Origin of the sequence: Isoptericola jiangsuensis, from assembly GCF_048320105.1 — a bacterium.
Taxonomy (GTDB): Bacteria; Actinomycetota; Actinomycetes; order Actinomycetales; family Cellulomonadaceae; genus Isoptericola; species Isoptericola jiangsuensis_A.
In genome coordinates, this window is sequence record NZ_CP182942.1 from 3,086,158 (window position 1) to 3,101,671 (window position 15,514).

Sequence of the window (15,514 nt, forward strand, 5' to 3'; positions counted from 1 at the left end):
GCCCCGATGCTCCCTCCCGGAGCATCGGGGCGTCGTTCGTTTTGCTGCACCTTTCGGGCTGCTTTCGCTACTCTTGAACCAACGACCCCCGGACGTCGAGGTCCGGTCACGACGGGAGGCGCAAGATGACACGGCCTGAGGTTGTCCTGGTTGGCGTGGACGGTTCAGCCGCCAGCCTGCATGCTCTGGACTGGGCGGCGGCCTATGCGGAACGTGTGCGGTGGGGGATCCACGTGGTCTGCAGCTATTCGCTGCCGTCGTTCACCGCGGCGTCGCTCGACGGCGGCTATGCGGCGCTCGACGACACCGCGATCGCCGAAGGTGCGAAGGCCGTGCTGGACGAGGCGCGCTCCCGGCTCTCGGACCTGACCGTGCCGGTGCAGGGCACCGTGGCGACCGGCGACGCGGCAGGGGTGCTGGTCGAGCTGTCGTCCGAGCACAGCCTGGCCGTCGTCGGGACACGCGGACGCGGCGGGTTCACGGAACGACTTCTCGGCACGGTGTCGTCGGCGCTGCCGGCGCACGCGCACTGCCCGACGGTGGTCGTGCCCTATCGGGGCGAGCGGGACAGCACCATCGACCCTGCGCGGAACGACGGCGACGTCGTGCACGAGGTACGACGCATCGTCGTGGGCGTGGACGGTTCGCCGACGGCGGAGGTCGCCCTGCGGCACGCCGTCGGGCAGGCGGAGGCCTGGGGCGCCGAGCTGGTCGCCGTGGCCGGGGTGCCGCTGGGCAGCGGCGCCGGGGTGCTGGCGTGGCTCCCGTCCCAGATCGACCACGAGCAGGTGCTCGACGACGTCAAGGCGGGGCTCGACGTGATCGTCGACCGCGTCCTGGCCGAGCATCCGGAGCTCACGATCAAGCGGCACGTCCTCGACGGGTCGGGCGCCGAGCTGCTGACGGAGTTCTCCGAGGCGGCCGACCTGGTCGTCGTGGGTTCGCGGGGACGAGGCGGGTTCCGCGGACTGCTCCTCGGGTCGACCAGCCAGGCGGTGCTGCACCACTCGAAGTGCCCGGTGCTGGTCGTCACCCGCAAGTGCGACGAGGAGCTCCAGGCCGAGTCCGCCGCCTGACCGGATCGCGCCGCCCGCGCCTTCCGCAGCCCGCTGCCGCAACCCGTCGGCCCGGTCGGCGCGGCGGGCTGCGGCAGCGGGCGACGGGTCAGTGGCGCGTCCGGTAGAGGTGCATCGTGATGGGCGCGAAGACGGCGGTCATCACGACGGCGGAGATCAGCACGGTGACGATGTCCCCGGTGTCGGCGACGCCGGCCATCAGTCCACGCACGGCGGTCACCAGGTGCGACACCGGGTTGATCTCGACGAACGCCTGCAGTCCCGACGGCATGGTGGACGGGTCCACGAAGATGTTGGAGGCGAACGTCAGTGGCATCAGCACCATCATCGACACGCCCATGACGGCGTTGGGGGTGCGCAGCAGCAGGCCCAGGATGGTGAAGATCCAGCTCAGCGCGAACGCGAACACCAGCAGCAGCGCCACGCCGGCGACGACGCCGACGAACCCGCCGTCGGGCCGGAACCCGAGGATCAGGCCGAGCCCGATGCACATGACGGACGCGATGGTGTACCGCACGGTGTCGCCCAGCAGCGCACCGACGATCGGGGCGGGGCGCCAGATCGGCAGCGACCGGAAGCGGTCGAAGACGCCCTTCGAGATGTCGGTGTTGAGGGTGTAGCCCGTGTACACGGTGACGATGATGATCGTCTGCACCAGGATGCCCGGCAGCAGGAACTGGATGTACGCGTCGGTCGAGCCGGCCAGGGCCCCGCCGAACAGGTACGTGAACATCAGGGTGAAGATGACGGGGGAGACGAGCACGTCGAAGAGCTGTTCGGGCACGTGCTTGATCTTGAGCAGGGCACGCCACGCGAACGTCAGCGAGCAGGAGACGGCGGACGGTCTGGTCGGCCGCGCCTCCAGCGCGACGGCCTCGCGCAGCGTCGTGGTGGAGATCTCGGTCGTGGTCATCGGGACACCTCCTGGGTGGCGGCGGACGCGTCGGCGTCGGCGTCCTCGGGGAGCGGCTTGCCGGTGAGGGTCAGGAAGACCTCGTCGAGGCTGGGCTGGCCGAGTGCGAACTCCGGCACGCCGATGCCGGCGTCCGCGAGCTCGGGCAGGACGCGGGCGACGAGGTGGGCCCCGTCGTCGGGCACCCGCGCGGAGAGCGCGTACGGGTCGGTGGGCAGCGTCGGTGCGGTGCCCAGCACGCGCCCCACGATGGCGGCGGCCTCGTCACGTCGGCCCGAGTCCGCCAGGCGCAGGTCGACGGTGCCCTGCCCGACGGAGCGCTTGAGCTCGCTGGAGGTGCCCTCGGCGATGAGTCGGCCGTGGTCGATGACGCCGATGCGGTCGGCGAGCTGGTCGGCCTCCTCCAGGTACTGCGTGGTGAGCAGCACGGTGGCGCCGTCGCCGACGAGCACGCGCACGATGTCCCACACCTGGTTGCGCGAGCGGGGGTCCAGGCCGGTGGTCGGCTCGTCGAGGAACAGCACCTTGGGGGACAGCACGAGGGACGCGGCCAGGTCGATGCGTCGCCGCATGCCGCCCGAGTACGTCTTGACCTGGCGTGACCCGGCGTCGGTGAGGCTGAACGCCGCCAGCAGGTCGGCGGTGCGTCGCTTGGCGGCAGCGCCCCGGAACCCGTACAGCCGGGCCAGCATGAGGAGGTTCTCCGTGCCGGTCAGGTCCTCGTCCACCGACGCGTACTGCCCGGTGAGGCCGACGGCTCCGCGCACGGCGTCGGCGTCCTCGACGACGTCGTGGCCCAGCACGCGCGCCGTGCCGGCGTCCGGCCGCAGCAATGTGGCGAGCATCCGCACGACCGTCGTCTTGCCGGCACCGTTGGGCCCGAGGAGGCCGTAGACGCTGCCGGCGGGGATGGAGAGGTCGACGCCGTCGACGGCCTTGGTGGTCTTCTTGCCGGAGGTGAAGTGCTTGACGAGGCCGGTGGCCTCGACCGCGGGCGGCGGCCCGCCGGGTGCGTCACTCATGAGGTCTCCTCGGGTGTGTACGTCCAACCTAGAACCTAGGACGTGTCACCGACAGGGAATTCATCGCTGGGTCAGGATCGCGCGGACGAGGTCGAGGACGGCGTCGTCGTCCATACCGTCGGCGCGCGCCTGGGTGACGAGCGACCGGGCCGAGCGCAGCAGTGCCGGGTTCGCCGCGGGTCCTGCGTCCCCGGCCGGTCCCGTGCCCGGGGCGTGCGTGCTCCGGGTTCCCGCGCGTGCCGTCCCGTCGGCGACGACGGTCCCGGTGCGCCGCCGCGAGACGACGAGCCCGGCCTGCTCCAGCTCCCGGTAGGCGCGCTGCACGGTGCCGACGGCGATGCCCAGGTCGTGGGCGAGGTTGCGGGAGGCGGGCAGCCGGTCGCCGGCGGCGAGCTCGCCGACCGCGACGAGCCCGGCCACCTGGCTGCGGACCTGCTCGTAGACCGGGACCGGAGAACCGAGGTCGACCCGGATCCCGGTCACGGAGCCACTGCGCCCGGCGCGCGCGCCGGTCCGGTCGGGTCCGCCTGCCGGGTCGGGCCCGGGTCCCGTCGACGTGCCGCGCCGGCGGAGCTCAGGGCGGCGACGACGGAGGCGACGGCGACGACGAGGCCCAGCACGAGGGCGGCGGTGCCGACCCCGACGGCGAACGGGTCGCGCAGCTCCTGCCAGAGGCCGTCGACGGCGACGTGCGCGGTCCCCGCGCGCCGTGCGGCGGACCCGGCCGCCGCCAGGACGATGGCCGTCGCCGCGCCGGCGCAGACCTGGAGGACGGCCAGGAGGCGGGCTGCGGACGTGCGCCGCAGGAGGTCGTCCTCCATGTGGCCCAGCCCGTCCAGCGGCGCGCGCCGTACGACGACGCGCAGCGTCGCGGCCGCGCAGACCAAGGAGGCGACCAGGCCGACGAGCATCGGCAGCGCATACGGCAGGCCGGGGTACGGACCGGCCCCGCCGGAGACGGTCCCGCCACCGGGGACCGGACGCTCCGGGACGGTGACGGCGGTGCCGTCGGTGGCGGTGAGGCTCGTGGCGACCAGCACGGCGACGAGCACCAGGGCGGTGATCAGGAGCAGGGTCAGGCGCCACCCGGCGAGGTCGCGGACCGTCCGCCGGTGCAGCGGTGCGGTGCGCACCTGACCGGTGGGCCGCGGCCAGGTGAGCTCTCCGGCGAGGCGGACGAGGCAGGCGACCACGGCGACGGCGAACGGTCCGGCGGCGAGCAGGACGCCGGGCGCGGCCGGTGCGGGGAGGGAGGCCGCGGTCCAGGTCACCGGCAGCGAGAGGACGCCCACGGCGGTGACGAGCGCGGCGAGCACCGTCGTCAGGGTGATGAGCGAGTCGTGCCGGTGGGCGCCCCGGACCGCGGGCACGTCCCGGTGTGACGTCGCCGCCAGGACGAGCCCTGCGACGAGGGCCGGCACGACGAGGACGAGCCCGAGCGCCACCACGACGGCGACCAGGGCCATCACACCTCCCGATGATTGAGTCAATGCATTGCGTCATTCAACCATAGCGGTGACCACCCGCGCGCCGCAACGGTGCGGGCTATCGTGACGCCATGACCCCCACCGGCGCCGCCGAGCGCACCCCCGTCGCGACGTCGGAACACCTCAACGTTGCCTACCTGGGACAGTGGGTGGCGACCCAGGCGGCACGCCACCGGGTGCCCGGCGTGCAGTTCGCCGTCGCCGTCGACGACGAGGTCGTGCTCGACGGCGCGTGGGGCGTCACCGACCTGACCTCGGGGACATCGCTGCGCCCCGACCACCTGTTCCGCGTGGCCTCCCACTCCAAGACCTTCACCGCCACGGCGGTCGCGCGGCTCGTCGACGCGGGCGAGCTGCGCTGGGACGACCCGCTCGGCGCCCACGTCCCCGAGCTGGGGCGCACCAGCGTCGGGGAGGTCACCGTGCGCGAGGCGCTCGGCCACACCGGCGGGCTGCTGCGCGACGGCCGCGACGCCGACCACTGGCAGCTCGGTCTGCCCTTCCCCGACCGGGCCACGCTGCTGGACGCCGTCCTGGTGGACGGCGAGGTCTTCGGCCGCGGCGAGACCTTCAAGTACTCGAACCTCGCCTACGGGCTGCTCGGTCTCGTGATCGAGGCCGTGACCGGCGAGCGGTATGTCGACCACGTGCGTCGCGAGCTCCTCGAGCCGCTCGGCCTGACCGACACGTTCGGCGAGCTGGACGACGAGATCGCGCGGCGCGCCGTCGTCGGGCACAGCGCTCCCGCCCCGGCCACGCCGGGCCTGCCCGCCGTCTTCGCCGACGGGCGGCTCCCCGTCGCGGGGACCACCACGGGCGCCCTCGCCGCCGCCACCGGGTTCTGCTCCACCGCGCGCGACCTCGTCCGCTGGGCGATGGCGCACTGCGAGGGGTCGACCCTGCTGCGTCCCGAGTCGCGTCGGCTGCTGCAGCGCGAGGAGTCGGTGATCGAGCGCCCGCGCGCCGGACGCCGGGCCTACGGGCTCGGCTTCGAGCTCCGGGACGTCGACGGGCGGCGACTGGTCGGGCACTCCGGCGGGTTCCCGGGACAGATCACGCGCACCTGGTTCGACCCGTCCGCGCGCGTGGCGGTCTCGGTGCTGACGAACGCCATCGACGGCCCCGCGGACCCGATCGCGCTCGGGCTGTTCGCGCTCGTCACCACGGCCCTGGCGGACGGCGGCGCCCGTGCGTCCGGGGTCGCCGCACCCGGTGCGGGAACCGACGAGGCCGGCGACGACGCGCTCGACGCGCTCGACCGGTGGACCGGCCGGTTCGCGAACCTCTGGGGCCGCGTCGACGTCGTCCGGCTCGGGACCGGGCTGTGGCAGATCGATCCGCTGCGCGGCGACCCCCTCGACGGGGCGGAGCGCCTGCAGGTCGCCGGAGACGTGCTGCGGCCCGAGGCCCACGCCGGGTTCGGGCCCGTCGGTGAGCCCGTGCAGGTGCTGCGGGACGGCGCGGGCGAGCCCCACGCCGTCGTCGTGGGCGGGATGACGTCGTGGCGTGCCGACGAGTTCGAGCGGCAGCGGCGGGCGAACCTCCCGGGCTGAGCTGCCGGGAAGACCACGACGGGCGCGACCGACGTCGTCGGTCGCGCCCGTCGGGCTGGTGCCGCACCCGATGCGGATGCGGCACCCCGGTGTCAGCTCAGCTCCACGGGAGCCGCCGCTCAGAGACGTGGCGCGCCGACCAGGTCCAGCCGCGCGACCGCGAGCTCCGCGATGTCCGACGCGTCCGCGACCTCCAACCGGCGATCCACGACCACGGCCACCACGGCGACGTCCAGCGCCGTGCCCGCCGCGACGTGCCGGACGGAGTCCCAGGCCAGCGCCGGGCCCAGGCCGACGTAGTCGCCCACGCGGGTGAACCACGGGTCGGGCTTCTCGCCCGTCTGCACCAGCAGCAGCGTCGACCAGCCCGCGTCGGCCCGGCGCCGCACCGCCACCCAGGGGGAGGTGGAGCCGTGCACCGAGTCCTCGTCCTGCTCGTGGGGACCGAAGGCGTCCGTGTCGGGTGCCGACGGGAGTCGCCAGAAGAGACCGCCGTACCCGGCGCCCGGGCGGCCGTTCGTCGCCGGGCTGCCGATCGTGACGTCGTGGTGCTCCGGCCGCAGGGCGCCGTGCCAGCGCAGCGCCCAGGCGTCCACCTCCGGGATCAGGGCGGCGGTGAGCCGCCGCCGTTCCACCAGCTGCTCCTGGCCCCGCTCGTCCAGCCAGCGCACGTCCTGCTGGAGCGTGGCGCCGTCGTCGTGCACCACGACGTCGGAGACCTCCTGGCGCCCGTGGTTGGCCAGGAGCGTGGAACCTTGCTCGCGCACGAACGTGCGCCCGCCCCAGTGGCTCGTGCCGTCGACGTCCGCGACGGCCATCGAGACGCCGTAGTGGTGGCGGTGGTCCACCGGGCTCGTGGCGGTCATCGCCACACCGCCCAGCGAGTGCACGGGGTGCAGGTACGGACGCGGGCTGTGGACACCGGGCATCGACGTGCCGCTGGAGTACCGCGCCAGGACGCTGCCGTCGCCGGAGTCGAGGACCCAGCCGTCCTCGGCCGTGCCCCAGCGCGGGCGCACGGACGCGGGCGTCGTGATCGACCGGCCCGCCCGGTTGGTGGACGTGATGGCCAACCGTCGGCTCGGTGGCACCTGGCCGGTGCTCCCGCGCAGGATGACCGCCGGCGTCACGACGTCGTCGGGTTCTTCCAGGGTGGGCATGGAGGCGGCCTCCCGGCTCATGCGTTCGTGCAGCAGGTGCCAGGCGCGGCGTCCGAGCTCCGCCTGGGGCACTGCCGCAGTGGTCAGCGGGGGTGCGGAGTAGCGGGCCAGCTCGACGTCGTCGAAGCCGCAGACCGAGATGTCACCGGGCACCGCGACGCCGATCTCGCCGAGCCGGGCCAGCAGCCCGAGGGCCACGAGGTCGTTGAACGCGACGACGCCCGTGGCGCCGGTCGCCAGGACGGCGTCGGCCGAGCGGTAGCCCTCGTCGACCGTGGAACCGCAGTCCACCGTCGACACGCGCAACCCGGGGAAGCGCTCCCGCGCCGCGGCGAGCGCGGCGCGGCGCTCGGCGTCCGACGCGCTCGACGGCGGCCCCGCCACGTAGACGAGGTCCCGGTGCCCGAACGCGACGAGATGGTCGATCATGCCGCGCACCCCGTCGGCGTAGTCCACCCGGACGGTCGGCACGCTCAGCCCGGACACGTGCCGGTTGACCAGGACGACGGGTTCGACCTGGGGGAGCAGCTCGCGCAGGGACGCCTCGGACTCGCGCGGAGCCGCGAGGATCAGGGCGTCGCAGCGCTGCCGTGCCTCCAGCGCGACGACGGCCTCGTCCACCGCGTTCTCCGCGGTCTCGGCCACCAGGACGCGGTAGTCGAACGTGGACGCCGCGGCCATCGCGCCGCGCAGGATCCGCTGGAACAGCGGGTTGCCCAGGTCGGGCACCACCAGCGCGACGGTGTTGGTCCGGCCCAGGGACAGGTTCCGGGCCAGGCGGCTGGGGCGGTAGTCGAGCTCCTCGGCCGCCTGGCGCACCCGCTGGACGACGTCCGCGGACACGCTCTGGTGGCCGTTCATCACCCGGGACACCGAGGCCCGGGACACCCCGGCGGCGGCGGCGACCTGGTCGATCGTCGGGGTCCCTGCCCTGCGCGGCATCAGGCGTCCTTCCCGGCGACGGTGACGCGCACCGGGCCGAACGTGCCGCCGTCGGCGGCGTCGAGGAGCGCACCGGTGGGGGCGCTCGCGAACAGGCCGACCTCGGCCCCGATCCAGTGTCCGACGACGGCCCGCCACGTGCCCGGCACGCTCGCGAGCTCCGGGCGTCCGGGCCCGTCACCCGGCCCCCAGGACCACGTGACGTCGCCGGCGGCGTCGATCTCCAGGCGCACCACGAGCGCGCTGCCGGGGGCCGGTTCCCGGGCGACGTCCTGCTCTCCGGTCTCGGCGGTCCAGCGCCGGTGCACCACGTCGACGCCGCCGGCCGTGCGCTCCAGGCCGATCCACGCGTACTCGCGGCCGAGCACGACGACGCCCGCGCGGGTGCCGGGCGCGTCACCGGTGAGGCGGACGACCGACTCCCACGTGCTGGGCTGTCCGGGGAGCTGCTGGCACAGCACCGCGCCCTGGTCGCGCAGGTTGCCGAGCGGGGACGCCTGCGCCGCGAGGTGCAGGGTGCCGTCCCCGGGGGCGACGTACCAGTCGGCGGAAGGGTTGGCCTGCCAGTGCCAGCGCGGGGCCAGGCCCGGCCGGGCGAAGTCGTCGGAGCGCTCCGGCTCGGCAGGTTCGCCGCTGCCGGTCGGCGTCGGGTGGTGCAGCACGGCCTGACCGCGTCCCTCGAGGGTGGCGCCGGTGGTGTCGCGCGGCTCGCCGACGAGCGGGTCGCCCATGCGCGGCCAGCCGTCGTCGTCCCAGCGCATCGGCTGCAGGTGCACGACACGTCCGAACTGGTCGCGGTCCTGGAAGTGCAGGAACCAGTCGGTGCCGTCCGGGGTGTCGACCCAGGCGCCCTGGTGCGGGCCGTTGACCGGGGTCGACCCCTGCTCGAGCACGACGCGGTGCTCGTACGGACCCCAGACGCTGCGGGACCGGAACGCCGTCTGCCAGCCGGTCGAGACGCCGCCGGCGGGTGCGAAGATCCAGTACCAGCCGTCGCGCTTGGACAGCTTGGGGCCTTCCAGGGTGCCGAAGCCCGGCAGGGCGTCGCCGTCGACGACGGTGCGGGCCGGTCCGACGACCCGGTGCAGCGTGGGGTCCACCTCGACGACGGTGAGGCGGTTCTTGATGCCGGCTCGGCTCCGGGCCCACCCGTGCACGAGGTAGGTGCGGCCGTCGTCGTCCCACAGGGGGCAGGGGTCGATGAGGCCGCGGCCGGGCAGGACGCACCACGGCTCGGTCCACGGGCCGCGCGGGTCGGTGGCGGTCAGCACGAAGATGCCGTGGTCCGGGTCGGGGTAGACGATCCAGAAGAGACCGTCGTGGTGGCGCAGGCTGGGCGCCCAGACGCCGGAGCCGTGGCGCGGGAGCGCGTAGTGCGCGACCGGCGGGACCTGGGGGAGGGCGTTGGCGACGTGCTCCCAGGAGACGAGGTCGCGGGAGTGCAGCACGGGCAGCCCGGGCGCCCGGTTGAAGCTCGACGCGATCATCCAGTAGTCGTCGCCCACGCGGATCGTGTCCGGGTCCGGCCAGTCCGCATCGAGGATCGGGTTGGAGTACGTCGTCATGGGCCTCTCGTCACGTCGTCGGGACTGCCGGCAACTGTTCGAGAAACCGGTTACGAGTCGCCTTGTCACACTGTAGCAAGGCTGCAAGGACGAAAGGTAACCGACATCGGGGTGACCCTCGCGGCAACGGTGACGCGGGGTGCGAGCCGCAGGTCAGAGCTCGAGGGGGTCGAGCCGCGGCGCGGGGACGGGCAGCGGCTCCTCCAGGATCTCCACGTGCGCCTCGTCGGGCGCGAGCAGGCGGGTGACGGCGTCGTCCAGGTTCTCGCGGATCACCCGTTCCAGGCCTTCGGCGTCCCGCGCCTCCAGGCGCTCGACGATGCCGGCGTGCGACGCCGCCGCGTCCTTGCGCACCGCGTACTCCTGGCTGACGGTGAAGCTGGCGATGCGGACCTCGACGATGAGGGTGGTCATCCAGCGCAGCAGCCAGGGGTTGCCGCTCGCCTCGACGAGCGCCCAGTGGACGTTGAGGTCGGCGTCGCCGACGCGCAGCGCGTCCTGCGTGGCGTCCGCCCGCACGAGCGCGTCGTGGGCCGCGCGGACGCTCGCGACCTGGGCGTCCGTCGCGTTCTCGACGGCGAGGCGTCCCGCCGTCGTCTCCACCGTGGCCCGTGCGGCGTACAGGGGGCGGATGCGCTCGGCGCCGATCGTGCGGACAGACAGCCCGCGACCCGGGGTGGCGACGACGAGCCCTTCGGCGACGAGCCGTTGGGCGGCCTCGCGGAAGGGTCCGCGGCTGACGCCGAGCTGGCTCGCCATCTCGACCTCCCGCACCGGGCTGCCGACGCGCAGCGCGCCGGAGTAGATCGCGTTGCGCAGCTCGCGGGTGATGAGGTCGACCGTGGAGGGTCGCGTCACGGGCGACAGGGTCGGTGCTGCACCGAGGGGCGGCCGGGGCGACGAGGTCATAGGACTCCTTCCAAGGTCACGACATCACAACGATCGGTGGCGACGTCCGCGGAGCGTTGGACGGGCTTCCTACCTGCAATTCTCTCGTGCTGCGCCGCCCGATCAGGGCCTGATCCAGGATTGTAGACAATCAAACACGCCAACGTGCGGATTGTCGGATCGTCCACATCGGCGCTAGCGTATCGCCACGTCCGCACACCAAGCCCTGCCGGCCGACCGGCGGGTCACGGAAGGAGACCCCGTGCAGTCCACACGGACCACGAACCGCCGCCGCGCCCTCGCCGCGGCCGGATCTGCTCTTGCACTCACCGCACTGGCCGCCTGCTCGAGCGTCGACGAGGGCGGATCGAGCGACGGCGACGGTGAGGGCGGCTCGCACCTCGCCGAGCTCCAGGACGCCGGCGAGATCAACGTCGGCTTCTTCGGCGAGGTGCCCTACAGCTACGAAGAGGGCGGTGAGCTCACCGGAGCCACCATCGAGCTCGGTCGCCAGATCTACGGCGAGCTCGGCATCGACACCGTCTCCGGCACCCAGGTCGAGTGGAACGCGCTCATCCCCGGTGTGCAGGCCGACCGGTTCGACGCCGTGAGCGCCGGCATGTCGATCCTGCCCGAGCGCTGCGAGCAGGCCGCGTTCGCCGAGCCCACGATCATGTACACCACGGCGTTCCTCGTGCCCGAGGGCAACCCCGAGGGCCTCACCGACTGGCAGTCGGTCGAGGGCAGCGGCCTCACGGTCGCCGTCACCCAGGGTGCGATCGAGGCCGGCTACGCCGAGGAGACCGACGTCGAGGCCATGGAGGTCCCGGACCGCCAGGCCGGCCTGGACGCCGTCGTCAGCGGCCGTGCCGACGCCTACGCGCTCACCGGCATCTCGCTGCGCGCGCTCGCCGAGGAGACCGACCAGGCCGTCGAGGCGACCGAGGCGTTCGTCGCCACGATCAACGGCGAGCCGCAGATCGGTGCCGGCGCGGAGGTCTTCCGCCAGGACGACACCGAGCTCCTCGACGCGTACAACGAGCAGCTCGCCACGATCACCGGCGACGAGTCCGCCTGGCTCGAGATCATGGAGCCGTTCGGCTTCAGCGCGACCGAGATGCCGCCCGAGGGCCTGACCGCCGAGGCGCTCTGCGACCCCGACCAGGACCTCTCCGACCTTGCCGACGAGCTGGGGATGGACTACTGACCACATGTCCGATGACATCCAGGCACTGATCGAGAGACTTCCTGATCTCGGCAGCAGTGTCCTCGTCACCCTGGAGATGACCGTCGGCGGGGCCCTCCTCGCCATGGTCGTCGCAGTGGTCCTCGGATTCGGCTCGCGCACCCGGTCCCTCTGGGTGCGCGGGCCGTCCCGCATCGTCGTCGAGTTCTTCCGCGGCACGTCGCTCGTGGTGCAGATCTTCTGGATCTTCTACGTGCTGCCCGTCTTCGGGTTCAAGATGGAGGCGCTCGCCGTCGCCGTCGTGGCGCTCGGGCTCAACTACGGTGCGTACGCCTCCGAGGTGGTGCGAGGATCCATCGCGTCCGTCCCGCAGGGACAGTGGGAGGCCGCGACCGCGCTGAACATGAGCTGGTTGCACAAGGTGCGCCGCGTCATCTTCCCGCAGGCGTGGGCGCTCATGATCCCCATGCTGGCCAACCTGCTCATCCAGCTCATCAAGGGGTCGGCGCTGGCCTACTACATCACCCTGCACGACGTGAACTTCTGGACGGTCGAGCTGCGCAAGGCCACGAGCGACACGCTCTTCAGCTACGGCGCCGGCCTCATCGTCTACTTCGTGATCGCCTACCTGCTGACCTGGGGGATGAACCTGCTCGAGGAGCGGGCCAAGCGTCGCCTCGGTCGGGGCACCCGACCCTCCCTGCGTGAGACGTTCGGCATCCGGCCGAGCCCGAACGAGCGGCTCGCGAACACACAGATGCCCCCGGTCGGAGGAGGTGGCGGAGCATGAACGACAGCATCTGGGACTGGGAACGAGCCTGGGACGTCCTGCCCGACCTCCTGCGAGGCCTGGTCGTGACGATCGAGGCCACCGTCGTCGGCATGGTGATCGCCGCCGTCCTCGGACTCTTCATCGCCCTGGCGATGCGGGCTCCGTCGCGGTGGGTGCGGCTGCCGCTCAAGTTCGTCGTCGACTTCATCCGGATGACGCCGCTGCTGGTCCAGCTGGTGTTCGTCTACCTCCTGTCGCCGCCGGAGGTCCCGGCACTCGCCATCGGGTTCGCCGTGCTGGGGGTCCACTACGCGACGTACATGTCCGAGGTCTACCGCGCCGGCATCGAGGCGGTACCGCCCGGGCAGTGGGAGGCCGCCACCGCGCTGAACATGGCACGGGCGCGGACGTGGCGCGCGGTGATCATGCCGCAGGCCATCCGCAACACCCTGCCCGGCCTGGGCAACTACGCGATCTCCATGTTCAAGGAGACCCCGTTCCTCTTCGCCATCGGCATCGTCGAGATGTACACGGAGGCGCAGAGCTACGGTGCCAACACCTTCTCGTACATCGAGCCGCTCACGATGGTCGGTCTGCTGTTCCTCGTGATCAGCTACCCGACGTCGCTGCTCGTGCGCAGGATGGAGATCCGCCTTGCCTGACCCGACCATCTCCCCAGGGAGCCAGACCATGACCACACCCTCGACCGGCGCACCCGCCATCGAGTTCAAGGACGTCACCAAGCGTTTCGGTGACAACGTCGTGCTGGACGGGCTGAACTTCTCCGTCCCTCAGGGGCAGCGCATCACCCTGATCGGTCCGTCGGGTTCCGGCAAGACGACGATCCTGCGCCTGCTGATGACGCTCGAGGAGCTCAGCGGCGGCCTCATCCTCATCGACGGCGACCCGTACACGCACGAGTACAAGGGCGACAAGTGGACCGCCATCCCCGAGAAGCGTCGCCGCGTGGTGCGCAACCGGGTGGGGATGGTGTTCCAGCAGTTCAACCTGTTCCCCAACATGACCGTGCTCGAGAACATCATCGAGTCGCCGATCCACGTCCTGCGCAAGTCGAAGGACGAGGCGGTCGCCGACGCCGAACGGCTGCTCGAGAAGGTCGGCATGTCCGAGAAGCGCGACTTCCGGACGAACCAGCTCTCCGGCGGTCAGCAGCAGCGCGTGGCGATCGCCCGCGCCCTGGCGATGGACCCGGAGATCCTGCTCCTCGACGAGGTCACCTCGGCCCTCGACCCGGAGATCGTGGCGGACGTCCTCGACGTGCTGCGCGAGATCGCCGACACCACGGACATCACGATGCTCCTGGTCACCCACGAGATGCAGTTCGCCCGTGAGGTGTCCGACCGGGTCCTGATGTTCGACCAGGGCCAGATCGTCGAGGAGGCCGACCCCGAGACGATGTTCACCAACCCGAAGCACGAGCGCACCAAGGCGTTCCTCAAGGCCGTCCTGGGCGGGTGAGCACCCACCCGGCGCTCTGACGAGAGCCGCGAGGACGACTCAGGCAGGCCACCCGCACCGGTGGCCTGCCTGAGTCGTGCCCGCCCCCGCCGAGGGACGGTCGGGGTCAGTCGTCCGCGGTCGTCGCGGCCTCCGCGACCTCGGCGGCGGCGAGCAGGACGCACGTCGCGACGCCGTCCATGGCGACCTCGACCTCGTCCAGCGGCGGCATCGACGGCGCCAGCCGGATGTTCCGGTCCGCCGGGTCCTTGCCGTAGGGGAACGTCGCGCCGGCCGGGGTCAGCTTGATCCCCGCCTCGCCCGCCAGCTCCACCACGCGAGACGCCGTGCCCGGCACGACGTCCACCGACACGAAGTAGCCGCCGTCGGGGTCGGTCCAGGTGGCGACCGAGGCGTCGGCGAGCCGGTCGGTGAGGATCGACGTGACCGCCGCGAACTTGGGTGCGAGGATCCGCCGGTGCTCCGCCATGTGTGCGCGCACGCCCGCGGCGTCGCCGAAGAACGTGGCGTGCCGGAGCTGGTTGACCTTGTCGGGCCCGATGGACCGGAACGCGAGGTGCTGCTTGAACCAGGCGATGTTGCTCGGCGACGACGCCAGGAACGACACACCGGCGCCGGCGAACGTGACCTTGGAGGTCGAGGCGAACATGACCACACGGTCCGGGTTGCCGGCCTCGGCGGCGAGGTCGATGGCGTTCGCCGACTTCGTCTCGTGCTCGGTGAGGTGGTGGACGGCGTAGGCGTTGTCCCAGAAGATCCGGAAGTCGGGCGCCGCGGCGGGCATCGAGACCAGGCGTCGCGCCACGGCCTCGGAGACCACCGACCCGTCCGGGTTGGCGTACGTCGGCACGACCCACAGGCCCTTGACGCTCGGGTCGTCGGCGACGAGCGCGGCGACGGCCTCGGCGTCGGGACCGTCCGGCGTCATGGGCACCGTCACCATCCGGATGCCCAGCTCCTCGCAGATCGCGAAGTGCCGGTCGTAGCCGGGCACGGGGCAGACGAACGTGAGGGGCCCGGCGGCGGACCAGGGGCCGTCACCGCCCGGCACGCCGAACAGCAGCGCCTGCACGATGGTGTCCCACATGAGTCGCAGCGAGGCGTTGTCCTGGGCGAGGAGCTGTGCCGTGGGGACGCCGAGCAGCTCGGCGAAGATCTCGCGCAGCTCCGGCAGCCCGTCCAGGCCCCCGTAGTTGCGCACGTCCGTCCCGGACGCGTCGTGATGGTTGCCCTCCCCGGGGAGCGAGAGCAGGCGTTCCGACAGGTCGAGCTGCTCGGCCGACGGCTTGCCGCGCGTCAGGTCGAGCGACAGCCCTCGGGACTGCAGTGCGGCGTAGCGCTCGCGCAGCTCGGGCAGGCGAGCGGCGAGAGCAGGGTCGACGACGTTGGCTGGCGCTGGTGAGGTGCTCACCCTGGAGAGACTACGCGGCCGGGGTGGGCGACGTCGTCGTCGGAATCGTGCAGGATCTCC

At 72.5% G+C, this 15,514-nt stretch carries 14 protein-coding genes; 6 read left to right on the forward strand and 8 right to left on the reverse strand.

Going from position 1 to position 15,514, the window contains the following annotated elements:
• The first annotated feature begins 125 nt into the window (after window positions 1–125).
• Window positions 126–1,076 (forward strand): universal stress protein, encoded by a 951-nt coding sequence (locus tag ACNHYB_RS14195; protein WP_418275995.1) that lies wholly within the window; start codon window positions 126–128, stop codon window positions 1,074–1,076.
• Window positions 1,077–1,164: 88 nt separating this feature from the next.
• Here the strand turns inward: ACNHYB_RS14195 and ACNHYB_RS14200 are convergent, their stop codons facing one another.
• The 4 genes from ACNHYB_RS14200 to ACNHYB_RS14215 are packed head-to-tail and all read right to left on the reverse strand — an operon-like array spanning window position 1,165 to window position 4,477.
• Window positions 1,165–1,989, reverse strand: a complete 825-nt coding sequence (locus ACNHYB_RS14200) for an ABC transporter permease (RefSeq protein WP_418275996.1) — start codon at window positions 1,987–1,989, stop codon at window positions 1,165–1,167.
• Complete coding sequence (locus ACNHYB_RS14205; RefSeq protein WP_418275997.1) at window positions 1,986–3,011, reverse strand: ATP-binding cassette domain-containing protein; 1,026 nt, start codon at window positions 3,009–3,011, stop codon at window positions 1,986–1,988. Before ACNHYB_RS14205 ends, ACNHYB_RS14200 begins: the two co-directional genes overlap by 4 nt.
• A gap of 60 nt (window positions 3,012–3,071) precedes the next feature.
• Window positions 3,072–3,494, reverse strand: a complete 423-nt coding sequence (locus ACNHYB_RS14210) for a GntR family transcriptional regulator (RefSeq protein WP_418275998.1) — start codon at window positions 3,492–3,494, stop codon at window positions 3,072–3,074.
• A complete protein-coding gene (locus ACNHYB_RS14215; protein WP_418275999.1) occupies window positions 3,491–4,477 on the reverse strand; it encodes a hypothetical protein in 987 nt (328 codons plus the stop codon). Before ACNHYB_RS14215 ends, ACNHYB_RS14210 begins: the two co-directional genes overlap by 4 nt.
• 92 nt (window positions 4,478–4,569) lie before the next feature.
• On the opposite strand from ACNHYB_RS14215, the gene ACNHYB_RS14220 reads away from it, so the two are divergent.
• Window positions 4,570–6,051, forward strand: coding sequence for a serine hydrolase domain-containing protein (locus ACNHYB_RS14220; RefSeq protein ID WP_418276000.1), 1,482 nt, complete (start codon window positions 4,570–4,572; stop codon window positions 6,049–6,051).
• A 119-nt stretch (window positions 6,052–6,170) separates the two neighbouring features.
• Here the strand turns inward: ACNHYB_RS14220 and ACNHYB_RS14225 are convergent, their stop codons facing one another.
• From ACNHYB_RS14225 to ACNHYB_RS14235, 3 genes are all read right to left on the reverse strand, one after another.
• Window positions 6,171–8,153, reverse strand: a complete 1,983-nt coding sequence (locus ACNHYB_RS14225; protein WP_418276001.1) for a DUF6807 family protein — start codon at window positions 8,151–8,153, stop codon at window positions 6,171–6,173.
• On the reverse strand, window positions 8,153–9,718 hold the full coding sequence (locus tag ACNHYB_RS14230) for a family 43 glycosylhydrolase (RefSeq protein WP_418276002.1): 1,566 nt from the start codon (window positions 9,716–9,718) through the stop codon (window positions 8,153–8,155). Before ACNHYB_RS14230 ends, ACNHYB_RS14225 begins: the two co-directional genes overlap by 1 nt.
• A gap of 153 nt (window positions 9,719–9,871) precedes the next feature.
• Window positions 9,872–10,576 carry a GntR family transcriptional regulator gene (locus tag ACNHYB_RS14235; protein WP_418276003.1) on the reverse strand — a complete coding sequence of 235 codons (705 nt, stop codon included), beginning with the start codon at window positions 10,574–10,576 and terminating at the stop codon, window positions 9,872–9,874.
• 292 nt (window positions 10,577–10,868) lie between these two features.
• On the opposite strand from ACNHYB_RS14235, the gene ACNHYB_RS14240 reads away from it, so the two are divergent.
• Genes ACNHYB_RS14240 through ACNHYB_RS14255 form a run of 4 tightly spaced genes read left to right on the forward strand, consistent with a single transcriptional unit; the run spans window position 10,869 to window position 14,043 of the window.
• Window positions 10,869–11,813 (forward strand): transporter substrate-binding domain-containing protein, encoded by a 945-nt coding sequence (locus tag ACNHYB_RS14240; protein WP_418276004.1) that lies wholly within the window; start codon window positions 10,869–10,871, stop codon window positions 11,811–11,813.
• 4 nt (window positions 11,814–11,817) lie between these two features.
• Entirely contained in the window at window positions 11,818–12,582 is a 765-nt protein-coding gene (locus ACNHYB_RS14245; RefSeq protein ID WP_418276005.1) for an amino acid ABC transporter permease, read from the forward strand.
• On the forward strand, window positions 12,579–13,226 hold the full coding sequence (gene ehuD / locus ACNHYB_RS14250) for an ectoine/hydroxyectoine ABC transporter permease subunit EhuD (RefSeq protein ID WP_418276006.1): 648 nt from the start codon (window positions 12,579–12,581) through the stop codon (window positions 13,224–13,226). Before ACNHYB_RS14245 ends, ehuD begins: the two co-directional genes overlap by 4 nt.
• Window positions 13,227–13,254: 28 nt before the next feature.
• The gene (locus ACNHYB_RS14255; RefSeq protein ID WP_418276007.1) at window positions 13,255–14,043 is read left to right on the forward strand and encodes an amino acid ABC transporter ATP-binding protein; all 789 of its coding nucleotides are present in this window, start codon (window positions 13,255–13,257) and stop codon (window positions 14,041–14,043) included.
• A 106-nt stretch (window positions 14,044–14,149) separates the two neighbouring features.
• On the opposite strand, the gene ACNHYB_RS14260 is transcribed toward ACNHYB_RS14255, so the two are convergent.
• Complete coding sequence (locus tag ACNHYB_RS14260; RefSeq protein ID WP_418276008.1) at window positions 14,150–15,454, reverse strand: aminotransferase class I/II-fold pyridoxal phosphate-dependent enzyme; 1,305 nt, start codon at window positions 15,452–15,454, stop codon at window positions 14,150–14,152.
• Window positions 15,455–15,514 lie beyond the last annotated feature (60 nt).